The organism is Mesocricetibacter intestinalis (genome assembly GCF_004363295.1).
GTDB lineage: Bacteria > Pseudomonadota > Gammaproteobacteria > Enterobacterales > Pasteurellaceae > Mesocricetibacter > Mesocricetibacter intestinalis.
In genome coordinates this window covers 109,756-126,692 of record NZ_SNYQ01000005.1, presented here as the reverse complement: position 1 = coordinate 126,692, position 16,937 = coordinate 109,756, and the positions used below count along the sequence as shown (strand labels likewise).

General features: G+C 45.5%; 16 protein-coding genes and 1 other RNA gene. 9 read left to right on the top strand and 8 right to left on the bottom strand.

The features are described 5' to 3' along the window. Window positions 1-84: 84 nt before the first annotated feature. Window positions 85-408 (bottom strand): ArsR/SmtB family transcription factor, encoded by a 324-nt coding sequence (locus EDC45_RS07455; protein WP_133545042.1) that lies wholly within the window; start codon window positions 406-408, stop codon window positions 85-87. Between the two features lie 211 nt (window positions 409-619). Between EDC45_RS07455 and ssrA the strand changes: the two genes are divergently transcribed. Next, window positions 620-986: a transfer-messenger RNA gene (gene ssrA / locus EDC45_RS07450) on the top strand. Window positions 987-1,346: 360 nt separating this feature from the next. Here the strand turns inward: ssrA and EDC45_RS07445 are convergent. From EDC45_RS07445 to pdxS, 4 genes are all read right to left on the bottom strand, one after another. Then, window positions 1,347-1,694, bottom strand: a complete 348-nt coding sequence (locus EDC45_RS07445) for a TM2 domain-containing protein (protein WP_166635114.1) — start codon at window positions 1,692-1,694, stop codon at window positions 1,347-1,349. 179 nt (window positions 1,695-1,873) lie between these two features. Next, the gene (locus tag EDC45_RS07440) at window positions 1,874-2,239 is read right to left on the bottom strand and encodes a hypothetical protein (protein WP_208107257.1); all 366 of its coding nucleotides are present in this window, start codon (window positions 2,237-2,239) and stop codon (window positions 1,874-1,876) included. A gap of 142 nt (window positions 2,240-2,381) precedes the next feature. Then, window positions 2,382-2,996: a pyridoxal 5'-phosphate synthase glutaminase subunit PdxT gene (pdxT, locus tag EDC45_RS07435; RefSeq protein ID WP_133545038.1), complete on the bottom strand. Its 615-nt coding sequence runs from the start codon at window positions 2,994-2,996 to the stop codon at window positions 2,382-2,384. Window position 2,997: 1 nt separating this feature from the next. Further along, a complete protein-coding gene (gene pdxS, locus EDC45_RS07430) occupies window positions 2,998-3,885 on the bottom strand; it encodes a pyridoxal 5'-phosphate synthase lyase subunit PdxS (protein ID WP_133545036.1) in 888 nt (295 codons plus the stop codon). A 101-nt stretch (window positions 3,886-3,986) separates the two neighbouring features. Between pdxS and pdxR the strand changes: the two genes are divergently transcribed. Next, the gene (gene pdxR, locus EDC45_RS07425) at window positions 3,987-5,399 is read left to right on the top strand and encodes a MocR-like pyridoxine biosynthesis transcription factor PdxR (RefSeq protein WP_133545034.1); all 1,413 of its coding nucleotides are present in this window, start codon (window positions 3,987-3,989) and stop codon (window positions 5,397-5,399) included. A 20-nt stretch (window positions 5,400-5,419) separates the two neighbouring features. Here pdxR and EDC45_RS07420 read toward each other — a convergent pair whose 3' ends face one another. After that, window positions 5,420-6,328: a LysO family transporter gene (locus EDC45_RS07420; protein WP_133545032.1), complete on the bottom strand. Its 909-nt coding sequence runs from the start codon at window positions 6,326-6,328 to the stop codon at window positions 5,420-5,422. A gap of 79 nt (window positions 6,329-6,407) precedes the next feature. Here EDC45_RS07420 and EDC45_RS07415 point away from each other — a divergent pair, with 79 nt between their 5' ends. From EDC45_RS07415 to EDC45_RS07400, 4 genes are all read left to right on the top strand, one after another. Beyond that, on the top strand, window positions 6,408-7,967 hold the full coding sequence (locus tag EDC45_RS07415; RefSeq protein WP_133545030.1) for an ATP-dependent nuclease: 1,560 nt from the start codon (window positions 6,408-6,410) through the stop codon (window positions 7,965-7,967). 65 nt (window positions 7,968-8,032) lie between these two features. After that, entirely contained in the window at window positions 8,033-9,100 is a 1,068-nt protein-coding gene (gene dinB, locus EDC45_RS07410) for a DNA polymerase IV (RefSeq protein WP_133545028.1), read from the top strand. A 114-nt stretch (window positions 9,101-9,214) separates the two neighbouring features. Then, entirely contained in the window at window positions 9,215-10,084 is an 870-nt protein-coding gene (gene htpX, locus EDC45_RS07405) for a protease HtpX (protein ID WP_133545026.1), read from the top strand. Between the two features lie 164 nt (window positions 10,085-10,248). Continuing rightward, window positions 10,249-10,785 carry an elongation factor P hydroxylase gene (locus EDC45_RS07400; RefSeq protein ID WP_133545024.1) on the top strand — a complete coding sequence of 179 codons (537 nt, stop codon included), beginning with the start codon at window positions 10,249-10,251 and terminating at the stop codon, window positions 10,783-10,785. A gap of 103 nt (window positions 10,786-10,888) precedes the next feature. On the opposite strand, the gene rpsI is transcribed toward EDC45_RS07400, so the two are convergent. Both rpsI and rplM read right to left on the bottom strand, forming a co-directional pair. Next, entirely contained in the window at window positions 10,889-11,281 is a 393-nt protein-coding gene (rpsI, locus tag EDC45_RS07395) for a 30S ribosomal protein S9 (RefSeq protein WP_133545022.1), read from the bottom strand. A gap of 15 nt (window positions 11,282-11,296) precedes the next feature. Beyond that, entirely contained in the window at window positions 11,297-11,725 is a 429-nt protein-coding gene (gene rplM, locus EDC45_RS07390) for a 50S ribosomal protein L13 (RefSeq protein ID WP_133545020.1), read from the bottom strand. Between the two features lie 323 nt (window positions 11,726-12,048). On the opposite strand from rplM, the gene EDC45_RS07385 reads away from it, so the two are divergent. The 3 genes from EDC45_RS07385 to nrdA all read left to right on the top strand — a co-directional run bounded on the left by EDC45_RS07385 (window position 12,049) and on the right by nrdA (window position 16,695). Beyond that, window positions 12,049-12,477, top strand: coding sequence for a Z-ring associated ZapG family protein (locus EDC45_RS07385; protein WP_133545018.1), 429 nt, complete (start codon window positions 12,049-12,051; stop codon window positions 12,475-12,477). Between the two features lie 174 nt (window positions 12,478-12,651). Beyond that, on the top strand, window positions 12,652-14,031 hold the full coding sequence (locus EDC45_RS07380; protein ID WP_133545016.1) for a DegQ family serine endoprotease: 1,380 nt from the start codon (window positions 12,652-12,654) through the stop codon (window positions 14,029-14,031). 393 nt (window positions 14,032-14,424) lie between these two features. Beyond that, the gene (gene nrdA / locus EDC45_RS07375; RefSeq protein WP_133545014.1) at window positions 14,425-16,695 is read left to right on the top strand and encodes a class 1a ribonucleoside-diphosphate reductase subunit alpha; all 2,271 of its coding nucleotides are present in this window, start codon (window positions 14,425-14,427) and stop codon (window positions 16,693-16,695) included. Window positions 16,696-16,937: the final 242 nt, after the last annotated feature.

The following is a 16,937-nucleotide window of genomic DNA, read 5'->3' as shown; positions in this document are numbered from 1 at the left end:
TAAAAATTTCTCCCTTTGGCTCCATAAATACTTATTTCAATAATTCAAGACATATTGAAATATATAGTTAAAATTTTTTAGCTTTTAATCGCCGCAAAATTTTTTACAATCAGTATCACCCGCTTCATTTTGACAGCAGCGCGCAGTTAAAAACGAAACCAGCTTCATCATCAGGGGTAAATTGGCATAGTAGCGGATAAAACGCCCCTCTTGCCGGGAATAAATCAAGTTTGCGGCAAGCAGGGTTTTTAAGTGAAAAGAAAGATTGTTCGGTGCCAACCCAAGTTGTTTGGCCAGCTCGCCCGCCACCATGCCCTGATGTCCCTGAAGGGTTAAGTGCTGAAAGATCTTCAACCGAATGGGTGAAGAAAGGCTTTCAAACAATTTACTTGCAGATTCTGTATTCATGGCACATGATTCTAATCCCTTTATTTTTTATTTCAATAATTATTGAAATAATTTAAAAACAACAAACAAAAGAGCGGTCAATTTTACCGTTTTTTTTGAAATCAAGCCCATAGCGCTCAATTCAGTATCCGTTTCGCCTCGATATTTCACCGAAAGCGCAAAATTTTACTTTATATTCGTATTGATATTTGTTAGACTGCCCGTCTATTTTGGGGCTGATTCTGGATTCGACGGGATTGGCGAAGCCCAAGGTGCACGTCGAGGTGCGGTAGGCCTCGTAAATAAACCGCAAAAAAATAGTCGCAAACGACGAACAATACGCTTTAGCAGCTTAATAACCTGCTCTTAGCCTTCTCTCCCCAGCTTCCGCTCGTAAGACGGGGATCAAGAGGAGTCAAACCCAAACGAGATCGCGTGGAAGCCTCCGCTTGAGGATCGAAGCGTTAAATTGAATCAAGCTAGTTTATCTGTCGCGTGTCTGTCCGCAGTGGGTAAATGAAATTAAAGACCAGACTAAACGTGTAGTGCTGAAGGTAGAGTAATTTCGGACGCGGGTTCAACTCCCGCCAGCTCCACCAAAAATTATATAACATCGATATAACTACGGTAATAAAATCAATGTGTTATAGGATTTCGTTATAAAATAATATGACGTAAATATACGGTAAATAAGCCCTATATGATCCGTAAAAAGATTAAACCGTAGAAGGATTAAAGCCCCGTAACCAAATGTTAAGGGGCTTTTTTCTCTCCAAAATCAAAGGCGGACTGAGCCTATTTATCTAATCTAAAATCAAATCCGTTAACCCTCGTTGCAACCACAATTCTGATTAATAGCTTCAATTTCCTCTTAGCTAAATGGATAGCAATGCAATTTTCAAAACATCACATCATAAAAAAAACCTTAAATAAGGGTTTCTTTAAAAATATTGCTTGCTCTACACCACTAGCATAATTTTGTTAAAATTAATTTCTTTTGTTTTTTTATAGCAAAAATATATGTCTAAAAATACCCAAATCAGACCTACACCAAAACATAAAACAGATACTATCTTTAAAATTCCTAGGCCAATATCTCCTAAATAAAAACGATCGATACTTAATGTTCCTAAAAACAAAGATAGCATTAATGTTACTATCGGGTTCTTCAAACCTACAGCCTGAATAGAATTTTGTCTATCTTCAGGAAGTGATGATAATTTTTCTTTCAACAAGAAAATCTTATCGTTAGGAAAATTACCTGAATTAGCCAATACATATGATTCAGCAAATTGTTTTACATCCATAATGAACTCCAGTCCCATTTTTCAATTTAAGTGAATAATTTAAATTAATCCTACTTAAAAAATCATAAACTGTCTGTGATTTAGATCACAGTATATACGATATATCTACTCAAATAGTACAGTAGTTCAATCCAAAGATTAAAATAGATACAATTGCCGACTACTTGTGCATAAAAAATTTAATTAATCGGGTTACATACAAAGGCATAAGGATCTTCCGCCCCTGAGCGCTCCGCCCAGACAATACTGTCCGTACATAGTTCGCCTGTTTTTTTATTCACCTCATAGCTCATTAATCTTGGCGCGGTATAGGGTGCTCCCCCGCACTTTTCATCATGTTTTTCCCTCACATCAACAAAATAGTAAATATCATTGACTTCGCTTTCCATAAAAATTAAACATTCCGTTTTCAGAGGAGAAAGCTGATTCTTTTCAATAGAAGCGATCACTTTATCCACGGCCTGAGCAAAACTATTAACAGGTTTTGCATTTGCCGCAGAACAAGTCAAAGCACCGATAAAAACAATAGTAAATAAGCCTTTCATAGTATTCTCCATTAAAATAATCTCTTATTAATTGGTATTAACTTTTTATACCTGATGATATTTTAACGGAATAATTTCTCAAGAAGAATTTTTGATGACCTTTAATTTTTATTGCAACAAGGTTATTTCGGCATAGTTCCGGTTAGCTTGCTTTTCCTTGCATTTTTGCCTTTCCGGCCTGACAAACCATTTGTAAAAACAAATCGGTAATGCGGTTATCCGCTGTTAATTCAGGGTGAAAAGCACATGCCAGTAAATTTTGTTGGCGCGCCAATACCGGATATCCGCTAAAAACCGCCAATGTTTGTACCTGTTGACGAGTTCCAAGAATATAAGGCGCCCGGATAAATACGCTCGGGAAAGGCGCACTTAATCCTTCCACTTCGATATCCGCCTGAAAACTATCCGTCTGTCTGCCGAAAGCATTACGCCGCACACTGATATCCATCAGTCCCAAATGCGCCGGTTCGCCGCCTTCAATCTCCTTAGCCAATAAGATCATGCCCGCACAGGTACCGAAAATCGGTTTGCCCTGTGCGGCGAATCGGCGTATGGCGTCGATAAAGCCGTATTGCACCATTAATTTGCCTATGGCGGTGCTTTCTCCGCCGGGCAGGATCAGCCCGTCCAATTCTGCCAGCTGAGTAACTTTTTTGACTGCAACTCCCTTTGCCCCCAAGCTTTGCAGCTGTTGCAAATGTTCGGCGCTCGCCCCTTGTAGAGCAAGAACGCCGATATTTAAACCTGAATAATCCATCTTACCAACCGCGCTCCTGCATTCTTTCATTCGGCGCCAGGCGGGAAATTTCCAGTCCTTTCATGGGTTCACCCAAATCTTCACATAAACGGGCGATTAAATCATAATCCCGATAATGGGTGGTGGCCTGTACAATAGCTCGGGCAAATTTTTCCGGGTTTTCCGATTTAAAAATACCGGAACCGACAAATACACCGTCCGCACCGAGTTCCATCATTAATGCGGCATCAGCAGGGGTTGCCACACCTCCGGCGGCAAAATTCACTACCGGCAGTTTCCCCAATGTTTTGATTTGCTGCAACAATTCAAAAGGGGCGGCAAGATTTTTTGCTTCGGTCATTAGTTCGTCATCGCTCATGGCCGCTACTTTGCGGATTTGGCTATTGACTTTACGCATATGGCGTACTGCTTCCACAATATTCCCGGTGCCGGGTTCACCTTTGGTACGTAGCATTGATGCCCCCTCGCCGATGCGGCGTAAGGCTTCGCCCAAATCACGACAGCCGCAGACAAAAGGAACCTTAAACTCGCTTTTCAACAAATGAAATTCTTCATCCGCCGGGGTAAGCACTTCACTTTCATCAATATAATCCACCCCCAGCGATTCCAATATGCGCGCTTCCGTAATATGTCCGATTCGGGCTTTCGCCATTACCGGAATAGAAACCGCATTCATCACTTCTTTCACAATTTGCGGATTTGCCATACGCGCCACGCCGCCGGCAGCACGGATATCGGAAGGAACGCGTTCCAACGCCATTACCGCTACCGCACCGGCGGCCTCCGCAATACGCGCCTGCTCCGCATTTACCACATCCATAATCACGCCGCCTTTCTGCATTTGCGCCATGCCCCGTTTTACCACTTCCGATCCGGTAATTATTGTCATTTTTCTCTCCTGCTAAGTTTAATGAATAACGCTTTCGCTATTTTGTGTTCGCTCAGGTATGATTAAAAGGGTCAGAATTAATAAATTTAATGAGGTCAGAAATGCAAAAACTAAGCTATTCACTGGATAAATCCCTCCGAACGCCTCTCTACTTGCAACTCTACGAGCAAATTAAAGCGGATATCCACTGCCAGAGGCTGAATTTTGCTCAACGCCTGCCTTCCAAACGCCGCCTATGCGAATATTTACAAATTAGCCAAAATACGGTGGAAAGCGCCTATACGCAGCTACAGGCGGAAGGCTATATCGAATCTAAAACGCGGCGGGGATTTTTTGTCTGCTTTCAGGCGGAACTGGATTTTAATTCGGCAAAAATTCCGCCGAAAGTACCGCACTTTCAGGATTTACCCAAGCTAAAATTCGATCTGGATCCGAATAGAATCGATAGCTGCCATTTTCCGCTGCAAAGCTGGCGCAAGGCCGCCCGCAGCTGTTTTTATGCTCAAGGGCGGGAATTGCTCAGCTTGGGAGATAAACAGGGGGATGCCAACTTACGCCAACAAATAGCCCATTATTTGGCTTTATCGCGGGGGGTAAACTGCGATGCGCAACAAATTGTGATCGCCGCCGGCGTGGAGGGCTGTCTGCAACAATTGATCCTGCTGTTTAATCGCCATATCCCACAGCAATCTATGATCTATGCCATGGAAAGCTTCGGTTACCCCAAAGTGGAAAAACTGTTAAACCTATATGAAAAAGAGGTGGTTAAATTACCGGTCAGCGAAGAAGAAGATTGGTTTGATATTGAATTTCTAAAGCGCCATAAGATTAATATCGCCTATCTGACCCCTTCTCATTTGTACCCTTTCGGGCAGGTTTTATCCATTACTCGGCGCCAACAGTTATTGGATTGGGCCAATCAGGCGCAGGATCGCTATATTATCGAAGATGATTATGACAGTGAATTTCGCTATAAAGGCCGCCCCATTCCGGCTCTGCAAAGCTTGGATTTTAAACATAAGGTGATCTATCTGGGCTCCTTTTCCAAATTGCTGATGCCGGCTTTACGCATTAGCTTTATGGTGCTGCCTAAGCCATTATTAAAAGCTTACCAACAATATTGTGAATTTTTCCACTCGTCCGTTTCCCGCTTTGAACAACAACGCCTGGCGAATTTTATTCAGCAGGGAGAGTTTGAAAAACATATTCACCGTATGAGAAAAATTTATCGTCGAAAAATGGAACTGCTCTGCCGCTTATTAGCACCCTATAAGGACAGTATTCGTTATTACGGCGAACATTCGGGCTTTTATCTGCTAATTGAAATTTTGCACCAACCAGTTTCCGCCGCCGAGCTCTGTCGCCGGGCATTAGCCCAAGGGATTAAAATTCACCCAGTCGATTATCAGGACAGAAAACTATTTTCCCTCGGTTTCGGGGATTTAAGCGAGCAGGCATTAAGAGATGCTATGGCGACATTGCTGGACTTATTGTTACCTTCTCCAAAGGAATAAGGCATCAATTAGCGCTTCCCCTACAACGGAAGCGCAGTAAAAAACACCAATAATAAGGGCGGTAGAATATTGGTAACAAAACCGAAACTGATCGCCAGCGGAACCACTTCCATACCTCCCGAACGCTGAATCACAGGCAGGGTGCAATCCAGTGCGGTAGCGCCGGAAATGCCGACGGCGGCGGAACGATAATTCGGCATCAGAAAAGGAATCAGAAACAGGCTTAGAATTTCCCGCGACAAATCATTAACAAAGGCAATACTGCCGAATACCGGCCCCCAGGCGTCATTGAGTACTACGCTGGATAATGAATACCAGCCTAACCCGGAAGCCAGCGCCAGCCCTTGCGCAACGGGCAAATTTAACACCAGTGCGGCGACCATACCGCCGAGCAACGAGGTGGCGACCATAATCAAACCGGTATATATACCGCGCGAATTGAAAAATACCTCGCGCAAGGATATTCCGTTATTACGCAGCTGAATCCCCACCAGAAAAATCAATGCAATCAGCACATAAGTACTGGTACCGAAAGGTAAAAACAGTATGCCCTTGCTAAAATAACCGACTACAAAACCTAATGCGACCATGGCGCACAGCTTAAAGCTATCGAATAACAACTTCAGTCGAGAACCCGTTTGCTGCGCCGCCCTTTTCAGCGGCTGCGGCGAAAGTTTATCGTAACTCAGCAAACCGATAAGATTGAATCCCTGAGTAAAGCAGGCGAAGGTCAGGGCGGAAATTCCGATTATCGGCAACTGTTGCGCCAGATTATCTAGCTGTCCCAGAGAAATCCCCATCAGCAATAGAATAATATACAACAGTAACATTGAAACCCGATTGATATGTCGTAGCAAAATCTGCCTTTTTATCTTAATCAGATAACCCGCAAACATCGGGATTAAAACAATTAACAAGCCTTCCATAATATCCGCTTTTATGATAAAAATTTGCCGTTCAGTATAGCAACGATCAATAAGTTAAGATAGTTCGGAAAAGGGAGGAGCCATGTATTTGCGGCAATTGGATATTGCAGGATTTCGCGGAATTAAGCGATTATCCGTGCGCCTAGGTTCAAATATGGTGCTGATTGGCGAAAACTCCTGGGGAAAATCCAGCCTGCTGTCGGCATTACAGGTCATTTTCAATCCTGAAGGAAAATTGTACCGCTTTAACACGAAAGATTTTCATCTGTCAGCGGAAAAGCAAGAGATTATGCTGTTGTTTACTTTCGAAAGCAGGGAGGAAGAGAAAAACCACGGCCTCCTGACCCGGCAACTCAGCGAAGCCTTATTCCCCTACGAAGAAGGGAGCCGACGTCTGTATCTGCGCGTTTTCGGTGAAAAAAAACCACAGGGAGAAATCCATACCCGCTATTCTTTTTTAGATCAACAGGGCGGCGAACTGAATATCGCCCGGGCAGAAACCTTGATTCAAGCTTTGCTGAAACAACACCCCGTATATCGCCTAAGGGATGCCCGCTTAAATGTTCCGCCCCTTTGCAATCTCCCTTTACCCAGAGAAAAAAATGAAAGGGACGAATTAAGCGCAGAATTTTATGCGGTTTCGGAACTGCTGAAATATTACTTTATCGAGCGCTTGGATCCCACCGCACTTTCCCAAGATCCCGCCCTGCTCTGGAACCGGCTGCAATCCCTCTGTTATAAACTGGCGCAAGACGAGAGCAAGCAGCTCCAACAACGTCTGAAGCACAGCCTGTTCAGCTTGTTTATGCACGAAAATATCGCCTCGGATAAAGCCCATAACGTCCGCCCCATATTGTTACTGGAAGATCTCGAAAACCGCTTACATCCGCGTATGGTGGCCATGGTCTGGGAATTACTGAATTATTTGCCGGTTCAGCGCATTCTGACCACCAACTCGGTCGAACTCATTTCCCGCGCGGATCTCACTACTGTCTGCCGTCTGGTACGTTATCCGGATCGCACCAGAGCCTATCGATTGTCCCGCCATGAACTGAGCAAAGAAGATTTCCGCCGCCTGAGCTTTCATATTCACCATAATCGCAGTCTGGCACTGTTTTCCCGTATGTGGATACTGGTGGAAGGTGAAACGGAAGTATGGATTTTATCCGAACTGGCAAATCTGCTGGGAATTAATTTAGCCACGGAAGGCATACGTATTGTGGAATTTGCTCAATGCGGACTGCGCCCTCTGCTCAAATATGCGCAAGCCATGGGAATCGAATGGTATGTGCTGACCGACGGCGATGAAAGCGGGCATAAATATGCCGCCATCGCCAAAGACATGATAGGTGCAAACGAACACCCTCATCAAAGGCTTACCCTGCTGCCTAAAACGGATATAGAGCATTTCTTTTATAGCCAAGGATTTTCCGATGTATTTATCCGTCTGGCCCAGTGGAAACCCGGCGGAAACTATCCGGTCAACAAAATTATTCAGCGCGCCATTCAACGCACTTCAAAGCCGGACTTAGCCATTTTGCTCTCGAATGAAATCGAAAAACGCGGTAAAGATTCCATTCCCCTGTTATTTAAGCGTTTGTTTTCTAAAGTATTGAATCTAGCCCGGACGCAGGACATATAATCACTGTTTATTTATACATATATTTATGCTAAAGTGCGGTCAATATTGATCCTACTTTTTTTAACATGCAGAAGACACGTAAAATTATTCATATTGATATGGATTGCTTTTATGCCGCGGTGGAAATGCGGGAAAATCCCGCATTAAAGGATAAGCCCGTTGCCGTCGGCGGCAGCACACAACACAGAGGGGTGTTGACCACCTGTAATTATCCCGCCCGCAAATTCGGCCTGCATAGCGCTATGCCCAGTGTGCAGGCGTTAAAACGCTGCCCGAATTTAATTCTGTTGCCGGTCAATATGCCGCTGTATAAACAGGTCTCCCGTCAGATTCATCAGATATTCCGCCGTTACACGGACATTATCGAACCCATATCTCTGGACGAAGCCTATCTGGACGTAACCCATTGCCGCCTGCACGAAGGCTCCGCCACCTGGATAGCTCAGGCCATAAGGCGAACTATTTTCGACGAATTGCAGCTCACCGCTTCGGCAGGCGTTGCACCGTTGAAATTTTTAGCTAAAATCGCCTCCGATCAAAATAAACCCGACGGTATGTTTGTGATAGCTCCCGAACAGGTAGCTGAATTTGTCGCCGCCCTGCCGCTGCATAAAATTCCCGGAGTCGGTAAGGTAACCGGCCAACGCCTTCTGGATATGGGGTTACGCACCTGTGCCGACGTGCAAAAAACCGATCTCAACCGCCTATTAAATCGATTCGGTAAATGGGGATTGAGAATCTGGCAATTCAGCCATGGGATCGATGAAAGAGAAATTTGCATCCGCCGCGAAGCGAAATCCATCGGTGTGGAAACCACATTAGCGCAGGATATCCGCGAACTGCAACAAGGCATCGCCCTGTTAGACAAACTTTATCCCGATCTGCTGCGGCGTATTCGCCATAGCCGGCCTGATCTGCCCTTATCAAGCTTACGTAAACTCGGCGTAAAACTGAAATTCGATGACTTTCAAACCACCACTATGGATAAAAGTGCGGTTGAATTTTGTCAGGAAAATTTTGTCAAACTCTTGCAACAGGTCTGGCAACGCGCGCAAGGGCGTTCCGTACGCCTTATCGGCCTGCATGTTAATTTACCGGAAACCGCATCTCGGCAACAAATGTCCTTATGGTAATGACTGTGCAGATAAGACTATGCAGATAAAAATAAGCGTCGACCTTGAAATTAACAATTATGTAACCATTTAATACGAAACTTTCACTCACTTCTTATTAAGGAAAATCCCGCTATGATGAGAATATTGTTATTCTTAGCAACCAATATGGCCGTGCTGGTCGTCTTCAATATTATTTTGAGCCTGACCGGCATTCAGGCGCAGCAAACCGGCGGTCTGTTGATTATGGCCGCCCTGTTCGGTTTTACCGGTTCCATTATCTCTCTACTGCTATCGAAAAGCATGGCATTAAGATCCGTCGGCGCACAGGTGATCAACCAGCCGAGAAACGCAACGGAACAATGGCTGCTGAATACGGTGCATTCCCAGGCGGAACGAGCCGGTCTGCCTTATCCCGAAGTGGCGATTTATGAATCCGAAGATGTTAACGCCTTTGCCACCGGGCCAAGTAAAAACAATTCACTGGTGGCCGTCAGCACCGCTTTATTGCACAAAATGACCCGCGACGAAGCGGAAGCGGTATTGGCTCACGAAGTCAGCCATATTAAAAACGGCGATATGGTAACCATGACCCTGTTACAAGGGGTATTAAACACCTTCGTTATCTTTATTTCGCGCCTGATCGCCCAGGTGGTATCCGCTCGCCAGAACGATGAAGAATCCTCCGGCAGCTCCGGAACCTATTTCCTGGTATCCATGGTACTGGAGGTGGTATTCGGTTTCCTGGCCAGCATTATCGCCATGTGGTTCTCCCGTTATCGTGAATTCAGAGCGGATGCGGGTTCCGCTTCTCTGGTGGGCAAACAAAAAATGATTGCCGCGCTACAGCGCTTACAAAGCCTGCACGAACCTCAGCATACGGAAGGGCAACTGGCGGCTTTCGCCATCAACGGCAAACGGGGCGGACTGGCTTCCCTCTTTATGAGCCACCCGCCATTGGAAAAACGCATCGAAGCCTTAAAAAATGCAGACAGCTTAAAATAAGCGGGCTAAATACCAAATCCCAAAAAAACAAGGGGACGGATTAATCATCCGTCCCCTTTTGTATGCTTGTGTATTCTTGCCAACGGAGAAATAACGTATAATGCCCTTCGCCCCAAAGTGCGGTCAAAATCACACGAGTTTTTTTTAGTTACAAGAGAATAGGTATGGAACACCGGCTGAATGATATCATCAATATTTTTAACCAATGTTTTGCACAGGACTACAATACCCGCTTAGTTAAAGGCGGTGAAGAGCCCATCTATATCCCTGCCAATGAAAAGGTACCCTACCACGCCATTTATTTCGCCCGCGGCTTTTACAGCAGCGCCCTGCATGAAATCGCTCATTGGCTGGTTGCCGGAGCGGCACGGCGTCAACTGGAAGATTTCGGTTACTGGTACGAACCGGACGGACGCAACCAGCAACAACAGCGCGAATTTGAAAAAGTGGAAGTAAAACCTCAGGCAATCGAATGGATCCTGTCCGTAGCCGCAGGCTTTCGCTATTTTGCCAGTTTAGATAATCTGAACGGTAATCCGGGCGATAGCCAACCTTTTAAACAAGCCGTATATGCCCAGGTAAAACATTATGCCGAAAAGGGTCTGCCGAAAAGAGCGGAAATACTGCGCAAAGCGCTGGCACAATTTTATGCCACCGAAGATCGCATCGATTTAAGTAAATTTCGGGTTGAAGAAATTTGATCCCCTGCCCGCTCCGCCGCAGTTAAGCCCGAAGGCAAATTCCGCCCATAAAAAAATTGCAAGCCCATAAGCGCTTGCAATTTTGTGAATATAACGTAAAAAATTAACGTTTGGAGAACTGTGGACGACGACGTGCTTTGCGTAGACCCACTTTTTTACGTTCAACCCGACGAGCATCGCGGGTTACGAAACCTGCGGCACGTAAAGCCGGACGTAAAGTCTCATCATATTCGATTAATGCACGGGTAATACCATGACGAATAGCACCCGCCTGACCGGAAATACCGCCGCCTTTTACTGTGATGTAAAGGTCAAGTTTTTCAGCCAGTTCAACCAATTCTAACGGCTGACGTACGATCATGCGTGATGTTTCACGACCGAAATACACGTCTAACTCGCGCTGGTTGATAATGATTTTACCACTGCCCGGTTTAATAAATACACGAGCTGAAGAGCTTTTGCGGCGACCTGTGCCGTAGTTTTGATTCTCTGCCATTGTTCTGCTCCGTGATTAGATGTCTAAAACTTGAGGTTGCTGCGCTGCATGTTCATGCTGTGAACCTGCATACACTTTTAATTTACGGAACATTGCACGGCCTAATGGACCTTTCGGCAACATACCTTTAACTGCAATCTCAATCACAGCTTCCGGACGGCGTTGAATCATTTCCGCGAAAGTCGCCTGTTTAATACCGCCTACATAGCCCGTATGCCAATAATAGATTTTATCGCTTTCTTTACGGCCGGTAACACTGATTTTATCCGCATTGATAACGATGATGTAATCGCCGGTATCAACGTGCGGAGTGTATTCGGCTTTATGTTTACCGCGTAAGCGGCGGGCTAATTCGGTAGCCAAACGACCTAAGGTTTTACCTGTCGCATCAACTACATACCAGTCGCGTTTAACCGTTTCCGGTTTTGCTACAAAAGTTTTCATTAATTAAATTACCAATAATAATATTAATACCCAGTGTTTATATCTAAACACAACCGTTAATCGCCATCGCTACCCCTTCGAGTATGATACCGATAAAAATAATGTGCGGTGGGAATCCGACACATTCACAGGGTCGCGTGATTATACATAGGTGCAAACCAAAACGCCAGTTTTTTATCTGAAAAAATCAAGTTTTATCAAGCCTTCGTGTCCGATAAATCTGTGATCTACGCCAAAGAAAGCGCATTGCGAGCAAGACAACGGATTTTTTTGAGGTTATGATAATCAAGATATTTTTATTCGGCATAACTAAGGAGTTATAGATGCAGGTATGGACGACGCAAATGTGGCAAGCCGCCGCTATCGGATTAGTGCTCGGGCTGATTATCGGCTATGTGATAGTACGCCTGACCAAGGGCTCGGTGAAAAAACAAGTGAAAACCGAAGCCGAGTTACAACAAGTAAAAGCGCAACTGGATACACAGAAACAGCAGCTGGAAAAACATTTTTCCGAAAGCGCCGACTTATTGAAAACCATGGCGGACGACTATCAGAAATTATATCGCCATCTGGCCCAATCCTCAGCCCGTTTGTTGCCGGAAAGCAGCGATAAACTGTTGTTTGTGCAACCGGCGCAGGAAAAAGAAGAGTCCCCGGATAGCGCCGCCGACAGCCCGGCTCTTCAGAAAAAAGAAGATCAACCTCGGGACTACTCGGAAGGTTCTTCCGGCATTCTTAAGGCGGAAAGATAAGCTTTCCCCCGTTATTAATCTTGCTATTTTTTTCTTCTGTCAATGCGATCGGAAACCGCCGATCGCATTTTTTGTTACCCGTCCGCATTGAATTTTTCTGAACATTCCCATATTTTCCTTGTCATAGGGTTACGTTAACAACATATTAAATTCTCTTAATCTGAAGGAAAAAAGATGAAAAAAAGAAATTTTGCTCTAACCGCTATTGCCCTAGGTTTAAGCGTATTAGCCACCCCGCTGGTCAGCCAGGCCGAATTGCCGGTTGCCGTTGATAATCAAAACATACCCAGTCTGGCGCCTATGCTAGAGAAAGTATTACCTGCCGTGGTATCTATTGCTGTGGAAGGTAAACAACAAAGCAGCAGCCGCAGCCAAAATATTCCGGAAGAATTTCGTTTCTTCTTCGGTGATGATTTCTTTGGCGGCCCTTCCGCACCGCGTAACTTTAAAGGTATCGGCTCCGGTGTAATTATTGATGCGGACAAAGGCTATGTGCTAACCAATAATCATGTTATCGACAGCGCGGATAAAATTACCGTTCAACTACAAGACGGACGGGAGTTTAAAGGTAAGGTGATAGGTAAAGACGCACAATCCGACGTAGCCTTGGTACAGCTGGAAAAACCGAAAAATCTGACCGCCGTTAAATTTGCCGACAGCGATAAATTACGCGTCGGTGATTTTACCGTAGCCATCGGAAATCCTTTCGGTTTGGGTCAGACCGTTACCTCCGGGATCGTTTCCGCCTTAGGGCGCTCCACCGGTTATGACAGCGCCAACTATGAAAACTATATCCAGACCGATGCGGCGGTTAACCGCGGTAACTCCGGCGGCCCCTTACTGAATCTGAAGGGCGAGTTAATCGGCATAAATACGGCGATTATTTCCCCGAGCGGCACCAATGCCGGTATCGCCTTTGCCATTCCGAGCAATATGGCGAACAATTTGGTACAGCAAATTATCGAATTCGGTGAAGTGCGCCGCGGTATGCTCGGCATTAAAGGCGGCGAATTAAATGCGGATTTAGCCAAGGCCTTTAATGTGGATACCCAACAAGGCGCTTTTGTCAGCGAAGTCATTCCGAATTCCGCAGCGGATAAAGCGGGAATTAAAGCCGGTGATGTGATTATCGCGCTAAACGGCCAGAAAATTTCCAGCTTTGCCGAAATGCGGGCGAAAATCGCCACTTCCGGCGCAGGTAAAGAAGTGAAACTCACCTATTTACGCGACGGTAAAACGGAAACCGTCAGTGTAACCCTACAATCGGACGATAATGCCCAAACCGCTTCGAGCGAAAGCCTAATCCCGGCACTCCAGGGCGCCATACTGAATAATTATGACAAAAACGGCCTTAAGGGCGTGGAGATTACAAAAGTCAGTCCAAACTCCCCTGCCGCACAGCGCGGTTTGAGAGCCGGCGATATTATTGTCGGCGTCAACCGTCGAACAACGGAAAATGTCAAACAGCTGAATGCTCTGCTGAAAGAAGCGCCTTCCGTGATAGCGCTGAATATTATGCGCGGCGGCAATAACTTCTATCTGTTAATTCAGTAATTCTTCGCTTAGCAAAAAGTGCGGTAAAAAATACCGCACTTTTTTTATCCGCACGTTATCCGACCTTTATCCGCTCTTTATCATCTGCAATAAGCGAACTCGCTTTTTCTTTTAAGCACTCAAGATCTTTCAACCACGACTCATAAGATCTCAAAAAAATGCTAATTTTATCCTCTGCACTCAGGAGCCCATCTCCCTTTTTCAGCCAAAATTTCGAAGGTTTTTTATTGGTGATAACAAGAAAAATTATTTTCCTTTTATTATAAATAAGTTATTGACTGTCAATATTAGGTACAAAAAATTTAACGCTTGAATTTTACGACGCAACCCTCTATCTTGTAGCAAATTTAATTATAACTTCTATATATTGTGTTTTCTAAGGGTGAAATGTCTATGAATAAAGCATTGATGGTAACTAAGCGAGACGGAAATAAGGAGCCTATCAATCTTGATAAAATCCACCGCGTCATCACTTGGGCGGCCGAGGGGCTGGAAAACGTATCGGTATCACAGGTAGAGCTGCGTTCCCATATTCAGTTCTATGAAGGGATCCGTACTTCCGATATTCATGAGACCATTATCAAAGCCGCTGCGGATCTCATCAGCAAAGATGCGCCGGATTACCAATATCTGGCCGCCCGCTTAGCGGTTTTCCACCTGCGTAAAAAAGCTTACGGCCATTTCGAGCCGCCGCGCCTATACGAACATGTAAAAAAACTGGTGCGTATGGGAAAATACGATCAGGCTTTACTCACCGACTACAGCCGGGAAGAATGGGATGAAATGGATACCTATCTGGAACACAGTCGGGATATGACATTCTCCTATGCGGCGGTAAAACAGCTTGAAGGTAAATATCTGGTACAAAACCGCGTTACCGGCGAAATCTATGAATCCGCCCAGTTCCTGTACTTATTGGTTGCCGCCAGCCTGTTTTCCCAATACCCGGCGGAAACGCGCTTAGACTATATTCGTCGTTTTTATAATGCGACTTCCACCTTTAAAATCTCCCTGCCTACACCTATTATGGCGGGCGTGCGTACCCCGACGCGCCAATTCAGTTCCTGCGTATTAATCGAGTGCGACGACAGTCTGGACTCCATTAACGCCACCGCCGCCGCCATTGTTAAATACGTATCTCAGCGGGCGGGAATCGGCATTAATGCCGGCGCCATTCGCGCCCTCGGCAGCCCGATCCGTAACGGCGAAGCCTTCCATACCGGCTGTATTCCTTTCTATAAACATTTCCAGACGGCGGTGAAATCCTGCTCTCAAGGCGGCGTACGCGGCGGTGCGGCAACGGTTTACTACCCAATCTGGCACCTGGAAGTGGAAAGCCTGATGGTACTGAAAAACAACCGCGGCGTGGAAGATAACCGTGTTCGTCATATGGATTACGGCGTACAGCTGAATAAATTAATGTATCAGCGTTTAATTAAAAACGGCGAAATCACCCTATTCAGCCCCTCCGACGTACCGGGGCTCTATACCGCCTTTTTTGCCGATCAGGAAGAATTCGAACGCCTCTATACCAAATACGAGCAGGATCCGAATATTCGTCAGCGCAAAGTAAAAGCGGCGGAACTATTCTCCCTACTTATGCAGGAACGCGCCTCTACCGGCCGAATTTATATTCAAAACGTGGATCACTGCAATACCCACTCGCCTTTCGATCCTGCCGTGGCGCCGGTTCGTCAATCCAATTTATGCTTGGAAATCGCATTGCCGACCAAACCTCTGCAGCATTTCCATGATGAAGAAGGTGAAATCGCACTATGTACTCTATCCGCCTTTAACTTAGGCAAACTGGAAAATCTGGACGAGTTGGAAGAACTGGCCGATCTTGCCGTACGCGGCCTGGACGCTTTGCTCGACTATCAGGACTACCCGGTTAAAGCGGCGCGCAAAGGTTCCATGGGACGCCGTTCCCTCGGCATAGGTGTGATTAACTATGCTTATTATTTGGCGAAAAACGGCGTACGCTATTCCGACGGCAGCGCCAATGATCTGACCCACCGCACCTTTGAAGCGATTCAGTATTATTTATTAAAAGCCTCCATGAATCTGGCTAAAGAACTCGGCCCTTGCGACTACTTTAACGAAACCACCTACGCACAGGGAATTTTACCGATAGATACCTATAAAAAAGATATCGACAGCTTAACTCAAGAACCGTTGCACTACGACTGGGAAAGCCTGCGCGCGCAAATCAAAGAATTCGGCCTGCGCAACTCGACCCTAACCGCCTTAATGCCGTCGGAAACTTCCTCGCAAATTTCCAACGCCACCAACGGTATCGAACCGCCGCGCGGCCATGTCAGCGTAAAAGCCTCTAAGGACGGTATTCTAAAACAAGTGGTGCCGGACTACGAAACCCTCGGCGACAATTACGAATTACTCTGGGATATTCCAAATATGGACGGTTACCTGCATTTAGTCGGAATTATGCAGAAATTCGTCGATCAGGCGATTTCCGCCAACACCAATTACGATCCGAAGCGTTTTGAAGAGGGCAAAGTGCCGATGAAAGTCTTACTAAAAGACCTGCTAACCGCTTATAAATACGGCTTGAAAACGCTCTATTATCAAAACACCCGCGACGGCGCCGAAGACGCCCAAGAAGATCTTGATGACGGCTGTGCCGGCGGAGCTTGTAAGATCTAAAACTAAAAACTCAGGGACGCATATTGCGTCCCTATTTATATCCGCCCTGAAACTGAAAAATAGGGACTGCTAACCTATTGTTATTATAATTTTAGGCTGAGTTTAGCGAAAAGCGCAGGTTTAATCCGCTACCGGCCTTTGATTTAGGCGATCGGTCCTTACTCGTAGGAGGAAAATTTATCCTGATTAATTATTGAGAATAATTCTTAATCAACAAGAGCCTTGTTCGCTGTTCATAAAAG